Origin of the sequence: Streptomyces sp. KM273126 (assembly GCF_004337435.2) — a bacterium.
GTDB lineage: Bacteria > Actinomycetota > Actinomycetes > Streptomycetales > Streptomycetaceae > Streptomyces > Streptomyces acidicola.
In genome coordinates, this window is record NZ_SJXB02000001.1 from 4163370 (window position 1) to 4181847 (window position 18478).

Annotated in this window: 17 protein-coding genes; 10 read left to right on the forward strand and 7 right to left on the reverse strand. The window is 71.4% G+C overall.

Annotated features, from left to right (window positions below):
• The first annotated feature begins 241 nt into the window (after positions 1 to 241).
• The 4 genes from leuC to E0500_RS17945 all read left to right on the forward strand — a co-directional run bounded on the left by leuC (position 242) and on the right by E0500_RS17945 (position 3748).
• A complete protein-coding gene (gene leuC, locus E0500_RS17930) occupies positions 242 to 1660 on the forward strand; it encodes a 3-isopropylmalate dehydratase large subunit (protein WP_131558351.1) in 1419 nt (472 codons plus the stop codon).
• 177 nt (positions 1661 to 1837) lie between these two features.
• Entirely contained in the window at positions 1838 to 2431 is a 594-nt protein-coding gene (gene leuD, locus E0500_RS17935; protein ID WP_131558353.1) for a 3-isopropylmalate dehydratase small subunit, read from the forward strand.
• A 321-nt stretch (positions 2432 to 2752) separates the two neighbouring features.
• Entirely contained in the window at positions 2753 to 2983 is a 231-nt protein-coding gene (locus tag E0500_RS17940) for a hypothetical protein (RefSeq protein WP_131558355.1), read from the forward strand.
• Positions 2984 to 3121: 138 nt separating this feature from the next.
• Positions 3122 to 3748: an HU family DNA-binding protein gene (locus E0500_RS17945; protein ID WP_131558357.1), complete on the forward strand. Its 627-nt coding sequence runs from the start codon at positions 3122 to 3124 to the stop codon at positions 3746 to 3748.
• A 183-nt stretch (positions 3749 to 3931) separates the two neighbouring features.
• Here the strand turns inward: E0500_RS17945 and E0500_RS17950 are convergent, their stop codons facing one another.
• Together E0500_RS17950 and cofC are read right to left on the reverse strand one after the other, a co-directional pair.
• Positions 3932 to 4135: a hypothetical protein gene (locus tag E0500_RS17950; RefSeq protein ID WP_131558358.1), complete on the reverse strand. Its 204-nt coding sequence runs from the start codon at positions 4133 to 4135 to the stop codon at positions 3932 to 3934.
• 10 nt (positions 4136 to 4145) lie between these two features.
• Positions 4146 to 4784, reverse strand: coding sequence for a 2-phospho-L-lactate guanylyltransferase (gene cofC / locus E0500_RS17955; RefSeq protein ID WP_131558360.1), 639 nt, complete (start codon positions 4782 to 4784; stop codon positions 4146 to 4148).
• A gap of 193 nt (positions 4785 to 4977) precedes the next feature.
• Between cofC and E0500_RS17960 the strand changes: the two genes are divergently transcribed.
• From E0500_RS17960 to E0500_RS17970, 3 genes are all read left to right on the forward strand, one after another.
• A complete protein-coding gene (locus E0500_RS17960; RefSeq protein WP_131558362.1) occupies positions 4978 to 5775 on the forward strand; it encodes a 1-acyl-sn-glycerol-3-phosphate acyltransferase in 798 nt (265 codons plus the stop codon).
• Positions 5772 to 6782: an NAD(P)H-dependent glycerol-3-phosphate dehydrogenase gene (locus E0500_RS17965; protein WP_131558364.1), complete on the forward strand. Its 1011-nt coding sequence runs from the start codon at positions 5772 to 5774 to the stop codon at positions 6780 to 6782. Before E0500_RS17960 ends, E0500_RS17965 begins: the two co-directional genes overlap by 4 nt.
• 103 nt (positions 6783 to 6885) lie before the next feature.
• Positions 6886 to 8043, forward strand: coding sequence for a D-alanine--D-alanine ligase family protein (locus E0500_RS17970; protein ID WP_131558366.1), 1158 nt, complete (start codon positions 6886 to 6888; stop codon positions 8041 to 8043).
• 169 nt (positions 8044 to 8212) lie between these two features.
• On the opposite strand, the gene E0500_RS17975 is transcribed toward E0500_RS17970, so the two are convergent.
• Positions 8213 to 8722 carry a DUF3515 domain-containing protein gene (locus E0500_RS17975; RefSeq protein ID WP_131558367.1) on the reverse strand — a complete coding sequence of 170 codons (510 nt, stop codon included), beginning with the start codon at positions 8720 to 8722 and terminating at the stop codon, positions 8213 to 8215.
• A gap of 21 nt (positions 8723 to 8743) precedes the next feature.
• Entirely contained in the window at positions 8744 to 8977 is a 234-nt protein-coding gene (locus E0500_RS17980; RefSeq protein WP_131558369.1) for an Lrp/AsnC family transcriptional regulator, read from the reverse strand.
• Positions 8978 to 9347: 370 nt separating this feature from the next.
• Between E0500_RS17980 and E0500_RS17985 the strand changes: the two genes are divergently transcribed.
• Together E0500_RS17985 and thiD are read left to right on the forward strand one after the other, a co-directional pair.
• Positions 9348 to 10313: a thiamine-phosphate kinase gene (locus E0500_RS17985; RefSeq protein WP_131558371.1), complete on the forward strand. Its 966-nt coding sequence runs from the start codon at positions 9348 to 9350 to the stop codon at positions 10311 to 10313.
• A complete protein-coding gene (gene thiD / locus E0500_RS17990) occupies positions 10310 to 11161 on the forward strand; it encodes a bifunctional hydroxymethylpyrimidine kinase/phosphomethylpyrimidine kinase (protein ID WP_131558372.1) in 852 nt (283 codons plus the stop codon). The genes E0500_RS17985 and thiD overlap by 4 nt, the downstream gene beginning before the upstream one ends.
• 169 nt (positions 11162 to 11330) lie before the next feature.
• Here thiD and rpmB read toward each other — a convergent pair whose 3' ends face one another.
• Entirely contained in the window at positions 11331 to 11516 is a 186-nt protein-coding gene (rpmB, locus tag E0500_RS17995; RefSeq protein WP_004924906.1) for a 50S ribosomal protein L28, read from the reverse strand.
• Positions 11517 to 11791: 275 nt separating this feature from the next.
• On the opposite strand from rpmB, the gene E0500_RS18000 reads away from it, so the two are divergent.
• Positions 11792 to 13489 (forward strand): DAK2 domain-containing protein, encoded by a 1698-nt coding sequence (locus E0500_RS18000; RefSeq protein ID WP_131558374.1) that lies wholly within the window; start codon positions 11792 to 11794, stop codon positions 13487 to 13489.
• A gap of 49 nt (positions 13490 to 13538) precedes the next feature.
• Here the strand turns inward: E0500_RS18000 and E0500_RS18005 are convergent, their stop codons facing one another.
• The gene (locus E0500_RS18005) at positions 13539 to 16523 is read right to left on the reverse strand and encodes a tetratricopeptide repeat protein (protein WP_131558376.1); all 2985 of its coding nucleotides are present in this window, start codon (positions 16521 to 16523) and stop codon (positions 13539 to 13541) included.
• Positions 16520 to 18367 carry an HSP90 family protein gene (locus tag E0500_RS18010; protein WP_131558377.1) on the reverse strand — a complete coding sequence of 616 codons (1848 nt, stop codon included), beginning with the start codon at positions 18365 to 18367 and terminating at the stop codon, positions 16520 to 16522. The genes E0500_RS18005 and E0500_RS18010 overlap by 4 nt, the downstream gene beginning before the upstream one ends.
• Positions 18368 to 18478 lie beyond the last annotated feature (111 nt).

The following is an 18478-nucleotide window of genomic DNA, read 5'->3' on the forward strand; positions in this document are numbered from 1 at the left end:
GTCTCACTCTGTGAAACGCAAGTTCAATTTTCGGTGGAACACGCCACTCTGGAAGTCACAGCGGCCCGTGATTTATGGGCTCGACGACCACATGCCCGAGAACAGCGGCGAGCGAGCCGAAGGGGCGCGCCGGTGTCGAGGGGCCGAACGCGCTTCAGGCCCGAAGGGTCGAGCACGATCGGACCCTCGACGCCGGCTGGAGCGCCCCGGAGGTGAGCGAGCCCAAAAAAAGGGGAAAGCGATGGGTAGGACACTCGCGGAGAAGGTCTGGGACGACCATGTCGTCCGGCGCGCCGAGGGCGAGCCCGACCTCCTCTTCATCGATCTGCACCTGCTGCACGAGGTGACCAGCCCCCAGGCCTTCGACGGTCTCCGCAAGAGCGGCCGCACCGTGCGCCGCCTCGACCTCACCATCGCTACCGAGGACCACAACACCCCGACCCTCGACATCGACAAGCCCATCGCCGACCCGGTCTCCCGGGTCCAGCTGGAGACGCTGCGCAAGAACTGCGCCGACTTCGGCGTCCGGCTGCACCCGCTGGGCGATGTCGAGCAGGGCGTCGTGCACGTCGTCGGCCCTCAGCTGGGCCTGACCCAGCCCGGTACGACGGTCGTGTGCGGTGACTCCCACACCTCCACGCACGGCGCCTTCGGCGCGCTGGCGTTCGGCATCGGCACCTCCCAGGTGGAGCACGTGCTGGCCACCCAGACGCTGCCGCTGGCCCGTCCGAAGACCATGGCGATCACCGTCGAGGGCGAGCTGCCCGAGGGTGTCACCGCCAAGGACCTGATCCTGGCGATCATTGCGAAGATCGGTACGGGCGGTGGCCAGGGCTACATCCTGGAGTACCGCGGCTCCGCCATCGAGAAGCTCTCGATGGAGGCCCGCATGACCATCTGCAACATGTCGATCGAGGCGGGCGCCCGCGCGGGCATGATCGCCCCCGACGAGACCACCTTCGCGTACCTCAAGGACCGTCCGCACGCGCCCGAGGGCGAGGACTGGGACGCGGCCGTCGCCTACTGGAAGACGCTGCGGACGGACGACGGCGCCGTCTTCGACGCCGAGGTCGTCATCGACGCCGGCGAGCTGTCGCCGTTCGTCACCTGGGGCACCAACCCCGGCCAGGGTGCCCCGCTTTCGGCGTCCGTCCCCGACCCGGCTTCGTACGAGGATGCTTCGGAGCGCCTGGCCGCCGAAAAGGCCCTGGAGTACATGGGGTTGACCGCCGGACAGCCCCTGCGCGACATCAAGGTGGACACCGTCTTCGTGGGTTCCTGCACCAACGGCCGCATCGAGGACCTGCGCGCCGCCGCCGCGATCCTCCGGAGCCGCAAAGTCGCCGACGGCGTACGGATGCTGGTCGTCCCCGGCTCCGCGCGCGTGGGCCTGCAGGCCGTCGACGAGGGCCTGGATCTTGTCTTCAAGGAGGCCGGCGCCGAGTGGCGGCACGCGGGCTGCTCGATGTGTCTGGGCATGAACCCCGACCAGCTCGCCCCCGGTGAGCGCTCCGCCTCCACCTCCAACCGCAACTTCGAAGGCCGGCAGGGCAAGGGTGGCCGGACGCACCTGGTCTCGCCGCCCGTTGCCGCCGCTACTGCCGTACTCGGCAGACTGGCCTCTCCGGCCGATCTCTCAGATGTCTCTGCTGGAGTCTGAGAGTCGTGACTCCACCCACCGCCGAAGCGGCGGGCTTCCAACCCCAAGGTTGCGGTCCAGCCCGAACCGACCCCATGCGGGGCGGAAGCGACATTACCGCGCCGCCTTGCGCCGTGGGGGCGAACGAAGTGATTCCCCCGTCGGCCGGACTCGTCGGCCCCTCTGCTAGGAAGTGAAATGGAAGCATTCACCACGCACACCGGCCGGGCCGTCCCGCTGCGCCGCAGCAACGTCGACACCGACCAGATCATCCCCGCCCACTGGCTCAAGAAGGTGACCCGGGACGGGTTCGAGGACGGGCTGTTCGAGGCCTGGCGCAAGGACCCGGAGTTCGTGCTCAACCGGCCCGAGCGCGAGGGCGCCACCGTCCTGGTCGCCGGCCCCGACTTCGGCACGGGCTCCTCTCGTGAGCACGCCGTGTGGGCGCTGCAGAACTACGGTTTCAAGGCCGTGATCTCGTCCCGCTTCGCCGACATCTTCCGCGGCAACTCGCTCAAGAACGGCCTGCTCACGGTCGTCCTGGAGCAGAAGATCGTGGATGCGCTGTGGGAGCTCACGGAGAAGGACGCGACGGCTGAGGTCACTGTGGACCTTGAGGCTCGTGAGGTGCGCGCCGAGGGCATCACCGCCCCCTTCGAACTGGACGAGAACTCCCGCTGGCGGCTGCTGAACGGGCTGGACGACATCTCCATCACGCTCCAGAACGAGGCCGACATCGCCGCGTACGAGGCGAAGCGCCCCACGTACAAGCCGCGGACGCTGGTGCTCTGAGACCGGCGCCGGTGAGGGTGCCCCGAGGAGGGCGCCCCTGGTCCCCCGCAGGACGCACTGGCTTCGGCACAAGGCCGATTCCAGCCACCGCAACACCCCTCTGTACCCCCAATCGTGGACGGTTGGGGGTACAGCCGTGTCTGGCCCCGCCAGGGGGTGCGGCGGACTGGGGAGACATGGCAACTCCGCAGGTTGCAAGGGGGTTTGGCGGGGTAACCGAATCTCGTGACCGCGATGCGCCGAGGCGCCCGGAAGGCCGCTGGGAGACGGTAGTTGCCCCCTGCGCAGGCGACAACTCGCCCCAGATGGCACAATCTGTGCATGGAACACGACGGCCAACTCAAGCTCTATACGGCAGTCGCGGACCGGCTCAAGGAAGCGCACGCAAGGGTGCGCGCATCGCAAGTCCCGGAGGGCGTACGGATGGCGCTGAACCGGAAGCTGCTGGTCATTACGGCCGTGGCCAAGCACGACATCGTCGACGCGGCAAGGCGTCTGGAGAGCTTCATGAAGGACCTCGACGAGGGCCGGACCCCTGAAGAGGACCGCTGAGGAACTCCGCGACAGTCCGAGTCCGCTGCGGCACAAGGGTGATTAGCCCGTTTCGTGTTTGATTTGCGGTATATATCTGCCTAACGTGCGAAAAAGCTTGAACTGTTTCGTTCTGGCAATGTCTCCGAAGGGGAAGACGTGAACAAGGCGCAGCTCGTAGAAGCGATTGCGGACAAGCTCGGAGGCCGCCAGCAGGCCGCCGACGCGGTTGACGCGGTACTGGACGCCATCGTCCGTGCGACGGTCGCGGGTGAACGGGTCTCGGTCACCGGTTTCGGTTCGTTCGAGAAGGTTGATCGTCCGGCCCGTTACGCCCGCAACCCGCAGACGGGTGAGCGGGTTCGGGTCAAGAAGACCTCGGTGCCCCGCTTCCGCGCTGGTCAGGGTTTCAAGGACCTGGTGAGCGGTACGAAGAAGCTGCCGCGCGGTGGCGAGGTCGCCGTGAAGAAGGCGCCCAAGGGCAGCCTGACCGGCGGTGTTTCGGCGGTCAAGAAGGCCGCGGCCAAGAAGACCGCCGCGAAGAAGGCGGCGGCGAAGAAGGCGCCCGCCAAGAAGGTCACGGCCGCAGCCAAGAAGGCCGCGGCGAAGAAGGCCCCCGCGAAGAAGACCACGGCCGCGGCGAAGAAGGCCGCGGCGAAGAAGACCACCGCCAAGAAGGCGACGGCGAAGAAGGCCCCGGCGAAGAAGGCGGCGGCGAAGAAGGCGCCCGCCAAGAAGGCGACGGCACGCAAGACCACCGCCAAGAAGGCCACCACCCGCAGGTAAGCCGGGACGCAGAAAACCACGCGCCGGGCCGGACTCCCACAGGGAGCCCGGCCCGCGGCGTTTCCGGGGTCCCGGCCTTCGGGGGCCTCCCTGCTCGGTGGGCTTCCTGGAGTGCCGGAGTGCCGGAGTGCCGGAGTGCTGTGCTTGCCGGGCTGAGAGGGGTGTTCCGGCGGGGCGGACTCCTCAGAAGGTCTGCAGCGTCACCAGGGTGATCCGACGGGTCCCGCCCTCTCCCTCGGTTTCGATGCGTACGCGCTGGCCCGGGCGCAGCAGCCGCAGGCCGCCCGCGTCGAATGCCGCGGCGTCGAACGGCACCGGGGTGCCGTCGTCGAGCAGCACCTGGCCGCTGCGGGTCTCGGGGTCGTACGTGTATGCGGTCGCCTGCATGATGCGCAGCCTACTGTCCGGGCATCAGGAGCCGCGCGGCCGCGGCGGCCGTACGGGGACCCACGCCCAGCGCCAGCGCCGCCCGCAGGTCCTCGCCGGTGTCCACGTCCTGGCGTACGGAGTCCACGGCGTCGAGGGCGAGCTCCATGGCTCCCGAAGCGCGATGGCGGGTGCGGGAAGCGGTGCCGAACGCCGGGAGCAATTCCGCACCGGGGGCCGCGGCCAGCAGAGTCGTACCCATTGCGGCGGCGTCCGCGAGGAAAGCGCGCGGGAATTCCGCGGCCGCGTCCAGGACCCGGGCCAATTCCGCGGGACGCAGAGCCGGCAGGTCGGCGTTCATGGCCGCCACCGGCCGCTCGGACCGCAACGTGCGGACGACCGCCTCCCCGTGTGCCAGAGCGGCGTTCAGGCCCGCTCCCGGGGTGTCGGGAACGATCCGGGCGCCCAGCGCGCCCAGCTCACGGCCCGCGAGGCCGTCGTCGGTGACGACTGCCACATCCCGGACGGCGGGACAGGACAGCGCCGCGGCCACCGTGTCCTGCGCGAACGCGAGCGCCAGCCCCGGGCGCACCGCGTCGCCGGCGGTGTCCGAGAGCCTGCTCTTGGCGTGCGCCAGCGGCTTCAGGGGCACGACCAGGGTCCACTGCACGAGCGCTCCGCTCCTCCGTCGCCGGGCCTTCGCCCGTGGATTGCCGCGGCCATTCTCACCCGGCCCCCAAAGTGCCGTGCTCCGGTGCTCCGGCCCTCGGGGCGTACGGTGTTCTCGACAGACCGTCGGCTTGGGGTCACACTTGTGCGGCTCCCCGGGCCTCTGGCCCCAGGTTCTAGAGGAAGGTGTCCGCGTGTCCCGCCGCAGAATCGGCTTCTGGTACCGCTTCGCAGCGGTCCTCTGCAAACCGCCGCTGGTGGTTCTGCTCAAGCGGGACTGGCGTGGAATGGAGAACATTCCGGCCGCCGGTGGATTTATCACCGTGGTGAACCACAATTCCCACGTGGACCCCGTCGCATACGGGCACTTTCAGTACAACACCGGGCGCGTTCCGCGATTCCTCGCGAAGAGCGGGCTTTTCAAGAAGGGATTCGTGGGCGCCGCGATGCGCGGCACCGGACAGATCCCCGTCTACCGGGAGAGCAGTGACGCGCTGAGCGCCTTCCGCGCCGCGATCGAGGCCGTGGAGCGCGGGGAATGCGTCGCGTTCTACCCCGAGGGCACCCTCACCCGCGACCCCGGCCTGTGGCCCATGGCCGGCAAGACGGGAGCCGCACGGGTCGCCCTGCAGACCAGATGCCCGGTGATCCCGGTGGCCCAGTGGGGCGCCAACCTGCTGCTGCCGCCGTACGCCAAGAAGGCCAACGTCCTTCCGCGCAAGACCCATCACGTGCTGGCGGGCCCGCCGGTGGACCTCTCCCGCTTTTACGACCAGGAGATGACCCCGGAGCTCCTGAAAGAGGCAACCGAGGTCATCATGGCCGCCATCACCGCGCAACTTGAGATCATCCGCGGTGAGAAGGCGCCCGAGACGCCGTACGACCCGAAGCTGGTGCGCATCGAGCAGCGCCGCCGGGCCACGCACACGGACAGGGCCGAGCAGCAGCACGCCCTGGGCAAGCAGGGGCAGGAAGAGGGGCAGAGCACGTGAGCAAGCCGGTCAAGGCGGCCGTCTTCGGCACCGGTTCGTGGGGCACGGCCTTCGGGATGGTGCTCGCCGACGCGGGGTGCGACGTCGTCCTGTGGGGACGGCGCGCGGAACTCGCGGATGCGGTCAACTCCACCCGGACCAACGCCGACTACCTGCCCGGCGTCGAGCTCCCGGCGAACCTCCGGGCCACCACGGACCCCGCCGAGGCCGCCGCCCACGCCGACTTCACCGTCCTCGCCGTCCCCTCGCAGACCCTGCGCGGCAACCTCGCCGAATGGGTGCCCCTGCTGGCCCCGGACACGGTCCTCGTCTCCCTCATGAAGGGCGTCGAACTCGGTTCCGCCATGCGGATGAGCGAGGTCGTCGAGGACGTCGCCAAGGTCGGCCAGGACCGCGTCGCCGTGGTCACCGGGCCCAACCTCGCCCGCGAGATCGCCGCTCGCATGCCGGCCGCCTCCGTGGTCGCCTGCACCGACGAGACCGTCGCCAAGCGCATCCAGGCCGCCTGCCACACGCCGTACTTCCGCCCGTACACCAACACCGACGTGGTCGGCTGCGAGCTCGGCGGCGCCGTGAAGAACGTCATCGGACTCGCCGTCGGCATCGCGGACGGCATGGGCCTCGGCGACAACGCCAAGGGCTCGCTCATCACGCGCGGACTCGCCGAGACCACCCGGCTGGGCCTGGTGATGGGCGCCGACCCGCTGACGTTCTCCGGACTGGCCGGACTCGGCGACCTGGTGGCCACCTGCTCCTCGCCCCTGTCCCGCAACCACACCTTCGGCACCAACCTCGGCAAGGGCATGACCCTCCAGGAGACCATCGCGGTCACCCGGCAGACTGCCGAGGGCGTCAAGTCCTGTGAGTCCGTACTGGACTTGGCACGCCGCCACGGCGTCGACATGCCCATCACGGAGACCGTCGTCGGCATCGTCCACGAGGGCAAGCCGCCCGTCGTCGCGCTCAAGGAACTGATGTCGCGCAGCGCCAAGCCGGAGCGCCACTGAGGCACAACGCCGGGCGTCCGCAGTGCTCGGCGCGTCCCTTCGGCCCACTCGCGGGCCGGGGGACGCTGACTTGCCCCCTACCTCCGGGTACGCTCAACCCGATATGAGCACCGAGAACCTCCCCCAGAGCCCTGGCCAGCCGCCTCGCAAGCCGCGTGTGGCCGTCGTCTTCGGCGGCCGCAGCTCCGAGCACGGGATCTCCATGGTCACCGCCGGCGCCGTCCTGAGCGCCATCGACCGGACGAAGTACGACGTCCTGCCGATCGGCATCACCCGGGACGGCCGCTGGGTGCTCACGGCGGACGAGCCGGAACGCATGGCGATCATCGACCGGCGCCCGCCGGAGGTCGAGCAGCTCGCCGAGTCCGCCGAGGGCGGTGTGATCCTCCCCGTCGACCCGGCCAACCGCGAAGTCGTCTACAGCGAGCCCGGATCGGTCCCCAAGGCGCTGGGCGAGGTCGACGTCGTCTTCCCCGTGCTGCACGGCCCGTACGGCGAGGACGGCACCCTCCAGGGCCTGCTGGAGCTCTCCGGGGTCCCGTACGTCGGATCGGGCGTCCTCGCCTCGGCCGTCGGCCAGGACAAGGAGTACATGAAGCGGGTGTTCACCTCCTTCGGGCTCAAGGTCGGCCCGTACGTGGTGATCCGGCCGCGTGAGTGGGAACGCGACGAGGCCGCCGCCCGCAAGAAGATCATCGACTTCGCGGGCGAGCACGGCTGGCCGCTGTTCGTGAAGCCCGCGCGCGCGGGGTCCTCGATCGGCATCACCAAGGTCGATGACCTGTCCGGCCTGGACGAGGCGATCGCGGTGGCCCAGCAGCACGACCCGAAGATCCTCGTCGAGGCGGCGCTGCGCGGCCGTGAGATCGAGTGCGGGGTCCTGGAGTTCGAGGACGGCCCGCGCGCTTCGGTGCCCGCCGAGATCCCGCCGCCCGAGGCCCACGCGTACTACGACTTCGAGGCCAAGTACATCGACTCGACCCCCGGCATCGTGCCCGCCCCGCTCACCGACGAGCAGACCGCCGAGGTCCGGCGTCTCGCCGTGGACGCCTTCGAGGCCGTCTCCTGCGAGGGCCTGGTTCGTGCGGACTTCTTCCTCACCGAGGACGGCGAGTTCGTGATCAACGAGATCAACACGCTGCCCGGTTTCACACCGATCTCCATGTACCCGCAGATGTGGCAGGCGAGCGGGATCGGCTACCCGGAGCTGGTGGACCGGCTGGTGCAGGCGGCGTTGCGGAGGTCCACCGGACTACGGTGAGTCGCGCCCGGAAGGGGCGCGGGGTTGTGACATTGCGCGGCTCCGCCGCGATGGGGGTCCCCCCGCTCGAGTGAAGCCGAGAGTGGGGGAGCGACCAGTCACATCGGACCCGCAGTTGACCGACGGCCCGTTCCACAACGGCGCCGCAACGCCCCTCGCAGCGGAGCGCTCAGTCGGCGATGCCTTCCGGTATCGCCTTCTTGACCGCCCCGGCCAGATCGATGAGCGCACCCGAGCCGTCGCGCCCCTTCGCCACGGTGACCTCCACGTACGCGGTGCGGTTCGCGCAGGTGAAGCGGTACGAGTCGTCGTCCCGCTTCTCCATCAGCCAGTCCACACCGTTCACGCCCCCGGCCACCGCGTCCGGGTCGCTGCCCTTCGCCACCTTGGGGTCGGTCATCTTCGGGGGCCGCTCGACACCGCAGCGCAGTATGATCGCCGAGCCTCCCCAGCCCGCGGTCAGCGCTGACCGGGGCTCGGGATCCTCGCGGTTGAGACCGTCCACCTTGTCCGGCAGCGCCTCGTCCAGGTTCCGGCACAGCCCGGCGACCTTCGGGTCCGGGCTGGGAACCGCAGCCGAGTCGCCGGCGTCGCTGGAGGAACAGCCCGCGGTGACGATCAGCAGGGCCAGGACGGGCGGCCCGACAAGGATGCGGTGCCGGGGACGGAAGGTGTTCACCGGCCAAAGGGTAGACGGGGGCTACAGGTGCACGACCGGGCAGGTCAGGGTGCGGGTGAGGCCGTCCACTTGCTGGACTTTGGCGACCACCATGCGGCCGAGATCATCGACCGTGTCGGCCTGTGCGCGAACGATCACGTCATACGGTCCTGTCACGTCCTCGGCCTGGATGACCCCAGGAATCTTGCTGATCGTCTCGGCGACGGTCGACGCCTTGCCGACCTCCGTCTGGATCAGGATGTACGCCTGTACCACGGAACCTCCAGGGCGGCCACGAGGATCATGTGGGGAAAAGGAACGCCACGGTATCGCGTCGCCGCTCAACTCGGGGAGACCCGTGGGCCCTGTGGCGCGCACTCCGGGGTGCACGCGCGACACTGGTTGACGGTCGGCTCGACCGTACCGATCGACGATCGACTTGACGGTCGAATCGACCGTACCGAGGACCACGACCGCCCGCGACCGGGCAAGGGCCGGAGAACGGGCCAGAGAAGGGGACGTACGACGATGCTGTGCCATTCCGGGGACCGCTGTACCCAAATGCGGCTGCGCCGCGGGCCGGACCTTGGGCCGAAGAGCGGGTCGGCTGGAGCGACGATCGTTGAAAGGGCCAGGTGAGAGTCCGGTGAAGGGGACCGTGGGCGAGCTCGGGGAGTTCGGGCTCATCAGGGAGCTCACCTCGCGGCTCACCACCACCCCGGCGGTCCGGGTCGGCCCCGGCGACGACGCCGCGGTGGTGGCCGCACCCGACCGGAGGGTCGTGGCGAGCACCGACATCCTCCTGGAGGGGCGGCACTTCCGCCGTGACTGGTCCACGGCGTACGACGTCGGGCGCAAGGCGGCGGCCCAGAACCTCGCCGACATCGCGGCCATGGGCGCCGTGCCGACGGCGCTGCTGCTCGGGCTGGTCGTACCAGCCGAGCTCCCGGCGACCTGGCCGTCCGAGCTGATGGACGGGCTGCGCGACGAGTGCCAGGTCGCAGGCGCGGCCGTGGTCGGCGGTGACGTCGTACGCGGTGACACGATCATGGTCTCGATCACCGCGCTCGGTGATCTGCGCAACCACGAGCCCGTGACACGGGCCGGCGCACAGCCGGGGGACGTGGTGGCCGTGACCGGCTGGCTCGGCTGGTCCGCCGCCGGGCACGCGGTGCTGTCGCGCGGGTTCCGCTCGCCGCGGGCCTTCGTGGAGGCCCACCGGCGCCCGGAGCCGCCGTACCACGCGGGGCCCGCGGCGGCCGGGCTGGGCGCGACCGCGATGTGCGACGTGAGCGACGGACTGATCGCCGATCTGGGCCACATCGCGGAGGCGAGCAAGGTCAGGATCGACGTCCGCTCGGGCGCGATCGACATTCCCACCCAGATGAACGACATCGGTCAGGCCGTCGGTGTCGACCCCATGCAGTGGGTGCTGACCGGGGGAGAGGACCACGCGATCGTGGCGACCTTCCCACCGGACGTGAAGCTGCCCGCCCGCTGGAAGGTGATCGGCGAGGTGCTGAACCCCTCGGCGCTGCCCCAGGTGACCGTCGACGGGGCGCCGTGGACGAACAAGGGCGGCTGGGACCACTTCGGGACCCTGGAGTCATGATCACCGCCGCCGCAGCGAGTGGGCCGGCCCGTGCCCTGCCGCGCGTGCTGACGGTCGCGGGCTCGGACTCCGGCGGCGGGGCAGGGATCCAGGCCGACCTGAAGACGATGATGGCCCTGGGCGCGCACGGCATGAGCGTGATCACGGCCGTCACGGCCCAGAACTCCCTCGGCGTGCAGGGCGCCTGGGAACTGCCCGTGGAGGCGGTACGGGCGCAGTACCGCAGCGTCGTCGACGACATCGGTGTACAGGCGGTCAAGACGGGCATGCTGGCCTCGGCCGGACTCGTCGAGGCGGTGGCCGAGTTGATCGGCGGTACGGACGTGCCGTCGGTCGTCGACCCGGTGGGGGTGTCGAAGCACGGGGATCCACTGCTGGCGGCCTCCGCGCTGGACTCGGTGCGCACGAAGCTGCTGCCGGTCGCGACGGTGGCGACGCCGAACCTGGACGAGGTCGCCCAACTCACGGGCATCCGCGTCGAGTCGGAGGACGGCCTCAGGCGGGCCGCGGCGGCCGTCCTGGCGTACGGCCCGGCATGGGTGCTGATCAAGGGCGGCCACCTGCCCACGGACGCCGGGCGGGCCGGCGGTCACCAGGCGGTGGACCTGCTGACCGATGGCTCCGAGGAGCACTGGCTGCGCGCCCCTCGGTACGACAACCGGCACACCCACGGCACGGGGTGCACGCTGGCGTCGGCGATCGCCTGCGGGCTGGCGAAGGGGGAGACCGTGCCGGACGCGGTGGCGGCGGCCAAGGAGTACGTGACCGGGGCGATCGCCGCCGGGTTCGCGCTCGGGCGCGGGATCGGGCCGGTGGATCACGGATGGCGGTTCAGGGCCGGGGCGTAAGCAGGGGGCAGGCAGGGCGTAGGCACACCGATACCGCCGACACCTGGGCTTCAAGGACAGCAAAAAGCCGGTCCACACTCCGGTGGACCGGCTCTGTGCAGCGAACCAGCAGTGGCCGCGCGCATGGGGCCCCCTGCTCCGGCGAAGCCGAGAGCCGGGGGGATGTACGTCAGCGCGAGACCTTGCCGGCCTTGATGCACGAGGTGCAAGCGTTCACGCGCTTCGGCGTCCCGCCGACCACGGTACGCACACGCTGGATGTTCGGGTTCCAGCGACGGGGCGTACGGCGGTGAGAGTGCGAGATGTTGTTGCCGAAGCCCGGCCCCTTGCCGCAGACGTCGCAGTTGGCAGCCACGGGTCACTCCAAAGACTTCAGATGCACTTACGGTTGATCCCGGCATGCCGGGATCAAGATCCGCGATCGATCAAGATCCACGATCGGAGATCCGAGTGGCGTTGCCAGGGGAAGGCCCGATCTGGATCGGGCAACCGGAGCAGCATACAACGACTGCTCCCGTGGACCGAAATTACCATGGGTGGTCCGAGGCCCGCTCCCGGCCCTCTTCCTGCTCACACGGCCCTTGGGTCTACGCTGCGTCCCACGTCCAGCAGCTCGTCGAGGAGGCGCAGGTGCCGCAGGTGCCGCAGACATTGGATGCTCTCGCGGTGCGTGCCTGGTGCGGGCTCGCGCTGGAGGCGCTGGGGCGGGCCCGCGAGGAGATCGACGCGATCAACGTCTATCCGGTGGCCGACGGCGACACCGGGACGAACCTGTACCTGACCGTGGAGTCGGCCGTGGCGGCGGTCGAGGCGGTGTTCGCGGGGCACGAGGCGGGGGACGGGACGATGAAACCCGCCCTCGCCGAGGTCGTCCGGGCCATGGCGCACGGCGCGCTGATCGGGGCCCGGGGAAACTCGGGGACGATCCTCGCGCAGCTGCTGCGGGGCATGGCACAGGTACTGGCCTCCGACCGTGAGGCCGCACACACCGACGGTCCGGCCCTGCGGGTCGCCCTGCGGCACGCGGCCGACTCCGCGCGCGAGGCGGTCGCGCACCCCGTCGAGGGCACGGTCCTCTCGGTCGCCGACGCGGCGGCCGACGCCGCGACCGGGGCCGAGGGCGACTGCGGGACGGTCGCCCGGGCGGCGTACGAGGGAGCGCGGGCGGCCCTCGCGGCGACCCCGGGGCAGCTGGCCGTCCTGGAGCGTGCGGGGGTCGTGGACGCGGGCGGGCGCGGGTTGGTGACGGTCCTGGCGGCGCTGGTGCAGACGCTGACCGGGGAGGCGCCGAAGCACGGAACCGTGCCGCTGACGGCTCCGGCAGCGGCACAGGCCGTGGGGACGGCGGTCCCGGAGCCGGAGGCCGTGCACGCGCGGGCACCCGGCGACGCGTGTGAGGAGGGCGGGCCCGCCTACGAGGTGATCTACCTGCTGGAGGCGGACGACGCGGCCGTGGCACGGCTCAAGGAGCGGCTGGACGGGCTGGGGGAGTCGCTCGTCGTGGTCGGCGGGGACGGGCTGTGGAACGTCCACGTGCACGTCGACGACGCCGGTGCCGCCGTGGAGGCGGGTGTCGAGGCCGGGCGGCCGTACCGGATCAGGATCACGCACTTCGGAGCCGAGGACGCGCACATGGCGGGCGCCGGGCGTCCGCCGCGCGAGCGGGCCCCGCGCGCGGTGGTGGCGGTGGTGCCGGGGGAGGGGCTGGCCGGACTGTACGCCGAGGCCGGCGCGACGACGGTGGTGGCCCGCCCCGGGGAGCCTCCCGCCAGCGGGGAACTGGTGGAGGCCGTACGGCGTGCCCACGCGCGCGAGGTGGTGCTGTTGCCGAACGACGCGGAGCTGCGGCACACGGCCGCCGCGGCGGCCGAGCAGGCGCGCGCGGAGGGCGTCCGTGTGGCTCTGATCCCCACCCGGTCCGCGGTCCAGGGCATCGCCGCGCTCGCCGTCCACGAGCCGGACCGCCGCTTCGACGAGGACGTCGTCTCCATGACGTCCGCGGCGGGTGCCACCCGCTACGCCGAGGTCGTCATCGCCGAGCGCGAGTCCTGGACCATGGCCGGCATCTGCCAGGCCGGCGACGTCCTCGGCCTCATAGACGGCGACGTGGCCGTCATCGGCTCCGATGTCACGGCGACCGCGGAATCGGTCCTCAACCGCATGCTGGCCGCCGGCGGGGAGATGGTCACGCTGGTCCTGGGCGACGAGGCCCCGGCGACGATCGTGGACCACCTGGAGTCCCGGGTACGCGAGTCGTACCTGGCGGTGGACACGGTGGTGTACCGGGGCGGGCGGCAGGGGGCGCTGCTGTTGATCGGCGTGGAGTAGCGCCCCCGCCGCCCCACCGGGTGGGTGGTTCATCGGCCTGGCGGCCTCGTCAGCCCTCCCCCCGCGCCTCCATCAGCTCCAGCATCCGACCGGCCTCCGTACGACGCGCCTGAGCCGTGTCGCCCGGCACCCCCTCGTACGCCGCCAAGACGCCCCGAGCCCGCACCACCGCATCCCCCGGCCGCTGAAGATCCGCCTCCAGCCAGCCGGCCGCCAGCTCGGCACCGGTACGCGCGTCGAGGCCGGCCTCACCGAGCGCACCGTACGCGTCGATCGCCCGCGTCAGATGCCCCAGCGCCTCCTCGAACGCCGGCCGACGCGCGTCGGTTTCCGCGTCCTCCGCCACCGAACGGGCCACCAGCTCCCCGAACTGCCGGCAGGTCTGCCCGAGTTCGGCGAGCATCTGCTGGTGCGCCTCCCGATCGTCGTCGGAGCCGTCGGAGTCACTGACCGGCCCGGCACCCAGCACCGACTCGCACTCCGCGACCGCCTCCGCCATCAACTCCCGCGCCCGGTCGAGCCCTTCCTCGCCACGCTCGCGCACCACGAGCCAGGCCCGCGCGCGCAGGGCACGGACCAGACCATGGCCGTTGCCGAGATCGCGCCACAGGTCCCCGGCACGCGCGTACGCCTGCTCGGCCTCCGTCGGCAACCCCGCCTGCCCCAGCGCCTCCGCGGCGAGGTGCGCGAGCATGGCGTGGTCGCGCTGCTCGGGCCAGTGCCGGGCGATCTCGGCGGCCTGCAACCAGTGCTCGGCGGCCTCCCGGTGCTCCCCGAGCTCGGCGAGGCAGTCGCCGAGCCACCACCGCGTCTGCACGACCGCCCCGTCGCCGTGGGCCTCCGCGGTGAGATCCAGGAGTGCCGACTCCAGCACCTCGGCGGCCTCGGCACACTGCTCCTGCCGCAGCAGGAAACCACCGAGCTGATGCCGTGCCCACGCGCCGAGAGTCCGTGCCTCGCCGGCCTCGTCGGCCCAGTGCGCCGCCTCCAGCGCGTGCTCGGCCGCAGGCTCGAACTGTCCGGTCTCACCGAGCACTTCGGCCAGCTGGAGGTGCAGCTGGGCGTGCCCCATCGGCTCCAGGTAGGGCGCTCCGTGCTCCAGCGCCGCGCGTGCCGCCCGCTCGGCCGCCTCCAGGTCCCCGAGGTGCCGTGCGGCCCTGGTGAGCCGTGCCTCCTGCTCCACCGCGAACCACGGCAGTCCGGCCGCCACGTACGCCGCGGCCGACCGGGCGAGCAGTTCCGCCGCAGCCCCGGCGTTCCCGCCGCGCGCGGCCAGCTCTCCGAGCATGCCCAGGGCCTCCGCGGCCCGCGAGGCCAGGCGTACGTCCGCGGTGTGCGGCTCGGTGAGGGCCAGCAGCTCCCGTACGGCTTCCTCGGCGGCCGAAACGGCGTCCGCGGCATCCTCGCCCTGGGCCTCGTCCAGGCGGTGCATCAGGATGCGTGCGCGTCCCACCAGCACGGACGCGGTCTGCCGCACTCCGGTGCCGCCCTCCGCGAAGAGCGCGAGGATCTTCTCGTACGGCTCGGAGATCAGCGCCAGCGCGGCGTCCGGCTGCCCCGTGAAGGCGTGGACGGACGCCCTGCGCGCGTGGGCCGCCAGCGCCTCCCCCCGGTCGCCCGCCTCCTCGTACAGCTCGGCCGCGCGCACGAAGAGGTCCAGTCCCTCGGGGCCGAGACCGATCGCCTGGTGGTCGATGATCTCCGCCCGGTCGTACGGGTCCAGCACCGCGTCCTCGGCATCGGCCGCCCGCGCCACCGCGGCCCACGCCTCGACGGCGTCGGGGTGCACGGTCTCGGCGAGCCGTCGTGCCTCGGCGAGGAGGGCGGGCAGGTCCGGGGGCGTGTCCGGTGCGGCGGGCTCCACGGGAGCCTGCGGCCTGGGCGACGGCACCGGCATCTGCCGCCTCGCGCGCACTCCCAACGGCAGCCGCTCCACCAGCGGCCGCTGGTCCATGCGCTCCTCGGTGCGCGCGCTCACGTACGGCGTGCCGTTGCGCTCGTCGAAGCGGGCGGCCAGCGAAAGGGCCTCCCCGCGCGTGTGGGCGGCCAGTTCCCGTGCCGTCCAGGCACGTCCGGCGGGCCCGGGCACCGTTTGATCGCCCAACCCACGCTCTACGAGGCGGTCCATCAGGAGGGCCACGACCGCCGTGAAGTCCAGCTTGCTGCGCGGGTCCCCGTCATCCGTGAAGTACGCGGAGCGCTCGGCCAGCAGCTCCAGGCCACGCGCCTCGTTGCCGGACAGGGCGCAGAACTCCACATGGTCCGCGTAGGCGCCCCGCATGCTCTCCATGGCCCGTACGAGCCGGAAACCGCGCAGATGGTGGGCGCGGGCCTCGTCGAGGCGGCCCAGGCGCAGCAGCGGCAGAAGGGAGGCCGCGAGGACCGTGTGCGGCTCGTGGGCGCACGTGTACTCGCCCTCCAGGACCGGCGCCCACAGCTCCAGGGCCCGGTCGTCGTCGTTCCGCAGCGCCTGCCACCAGCCCTGCCCGTGCAGCTCGCAGGCGTGGCAGTCGGCCATGCCGTCCCGGTCGGCGGCCAGCCACGCCCCGTACGCCCGCTCGGCCCGCTCCAGATCGCCGACGTGCGCGGCCACACTGAACTCGGCGCTGCGCACGGCTCGTTCGGAGTGCCCGGCGAGGCGGTAGCGGCGCTCCATCTCGCCGAGCCACTTCTCGATGGAGGCGAGCGGGATGTGCGGCTGGTTCAGCATGCCGGCCGACATCCACTTGAAGACCCAGTGCAGGGAGTGGGTCTCGTACTCGTCGAAGTCCTCCGGGCGCTCGTCCCACATGCGCAGCAGACGCGCGAACGGGACGAACATCTTGTCCTTCTCGGAGCTGTAGTTGTAGACCTTCAGCTGGTGTCCGAGCGCCTCGATCACGGCGAGCGGGATGGTCAGCTTCTCGGCTTGTACGAGCAGGTGCTCCGCGCGCGCGTTGCGGGCGGGGCCCTCCGGCTCGTCGTAGTTCTCCGCCATCGCGTGGCGCAGCTCGTCGAAGGAAGTGATCTCGGTGAACTCGCTGAACCGGCTCATCGGCGGCCCTCCTCCCCGGACTCGCTGTGGGTGGCCCACTCCAGGAGCCCGATGAACGCACGGTTCAGGAGCGCGGAGTCCGCGGGCCTGAGCGGACGCTGCGCCATCAGCAGGGCCTGCCCGTAGAGGGACTCCGTGGCGGTGCCGATCAGCTCCGGGTCGTTGAGTGAACTGATCCTCCGGATCAGCGGGTTGAGGTGGTTGAGCACCAGCCGCGCGCGTGGGGCGCTGCCCCGCAGGGAGCCGAGGATGCCCGCCCACAGGTCGTCGGCCTGCTCCTCGGCCTCGGCGCGCGCCTGCTCGTGCCGGGACGTCCGGTCGTCCAGGTGCAGCGCGGGCACGGAGAGCGGATGGAAGGCCCGGAGCACCACATCACACCCCAGGGGGTCGAGCCTGCCCCGCGCGGCCGACAGGAAGCCCGACAGGGCCAGCTCCTCGGCCGGGTCCACGGCGTCCAGGTGCGCGGTCACCGTGTCGGCGTCCAGCTCGGCGACCACCGTCCCCGGGCGCACCGACGGCAGCGCCTCCACCAGCTCGCTGTCGTACGTGTAGCCGCCGTTGACGACCCCGACGCCCTGCGCCGAGGCGATCGGCGCGACCTGCCGGTACTCCTCGACCGTCCGCGTGAAGTGCACCACCGGGTGCCGCTGCGCGAACTCCTCCAGGGACAGCCGCCCGTCCGTCGTCTCGAACGGCAGCCACGGCAGCATCGTGCGCAGCATCTCCTTGTCGTGCCGCGCCAGGGACTTCACGCCCAGGTAGTGCACCGACAGGAAGGCCGCCAGCCGCTCCGGATCACCCGCGGCGAGCCCGGTCAGCCAGGCACGGATCGTCGTCCCCAGGGCCTCCCGCACGCCCGCGAGGGTCTCGTCCTCGTACAGCGACTCGCGCGACGCCGTGGGCCGCAGACTGTCCGTGTCGAGGACGCAGCGCACGAAGAACGCCCAGTCGGGCAGCAGCTGTTCGGCCCGCTCGGTGAGCAGCATGCCCTTCAGGTGCACACGGTGGCTCGCACGCTGGGCGGGGCTCACCGCGGACGGCAGCACGTACGCCACGCCCCGGATCCCGGCCAGCGGCACGTCCAGCTCGATCGAGTCCAGCGGCGTGAACCCGAACAGCTCGTGGCAGTGCCGCGCCAGGGCCACCCTTCGGGTGGCGGGCGACGGGTACGCGCGGTCCCAGGGCGCCGGCAGGTCGGTGACGGCCTCGTCGCCCACGCGCACGTCGTAGGGCAGCAGCGACCCGAAGTCCCGTGCCAGGGACAGGACCCGCTCGTGGCTCAGCCAGTCGGCCGCGCCGGGCCGCGCCACCAGGTGCACCGTCGTGCCCGGCTCGGTGCGGGCGTCCTGCGGCAGCGTGCGCACGGTGTACGAGCCGTCGTCGGTCGCCGTCCACTCCACGGGCGCCGCGTCGGGCGTACGGGCACTGCGGCTGACGACCCGGATGCGCTCCGCGACGACGAAACAGGCCAGCAGTCCGATGCCGAACTGGCCCAGGAAGTCGGAGCGTGCCGCCTGAAGGCCGTCGGCCCGCTTGGAGCTGCGGCCGATCGTCGCCAGCAGGTTGTGGACGTCGGACTCGGTGAGGCCCACGCCGGAGTCCTCCACGCGCAGGGAGCCGCCGTCGGTGGACAGCCGTACCCGGGCGGGCGCGTCGGGCTGCTCGGCCCGCCGGGCGGTGATGGCGTCCACGGCGTTCTGCAGCAGCTCGCGAAGGTAGACCCTCGGACTGGAGTAGAGGTGATGGGAGAGCAGGTCCACCAGACCACGCAGGTCGACCTGGAACGTATGAGGTGAGTGAGGTGACTGAGGTGCCTGGGATGACTGTGAGGTCTGGGAATCCATCGTCACAGCGCCGCGGGTGGGGGACGTTCGACGGCGCGGGGTCGGGCGGTCCCGGTGGGGCGGTGACCGCGGAGGGAGGCCGGAAGTGGGACATCCTAGGGCGCGAACTAC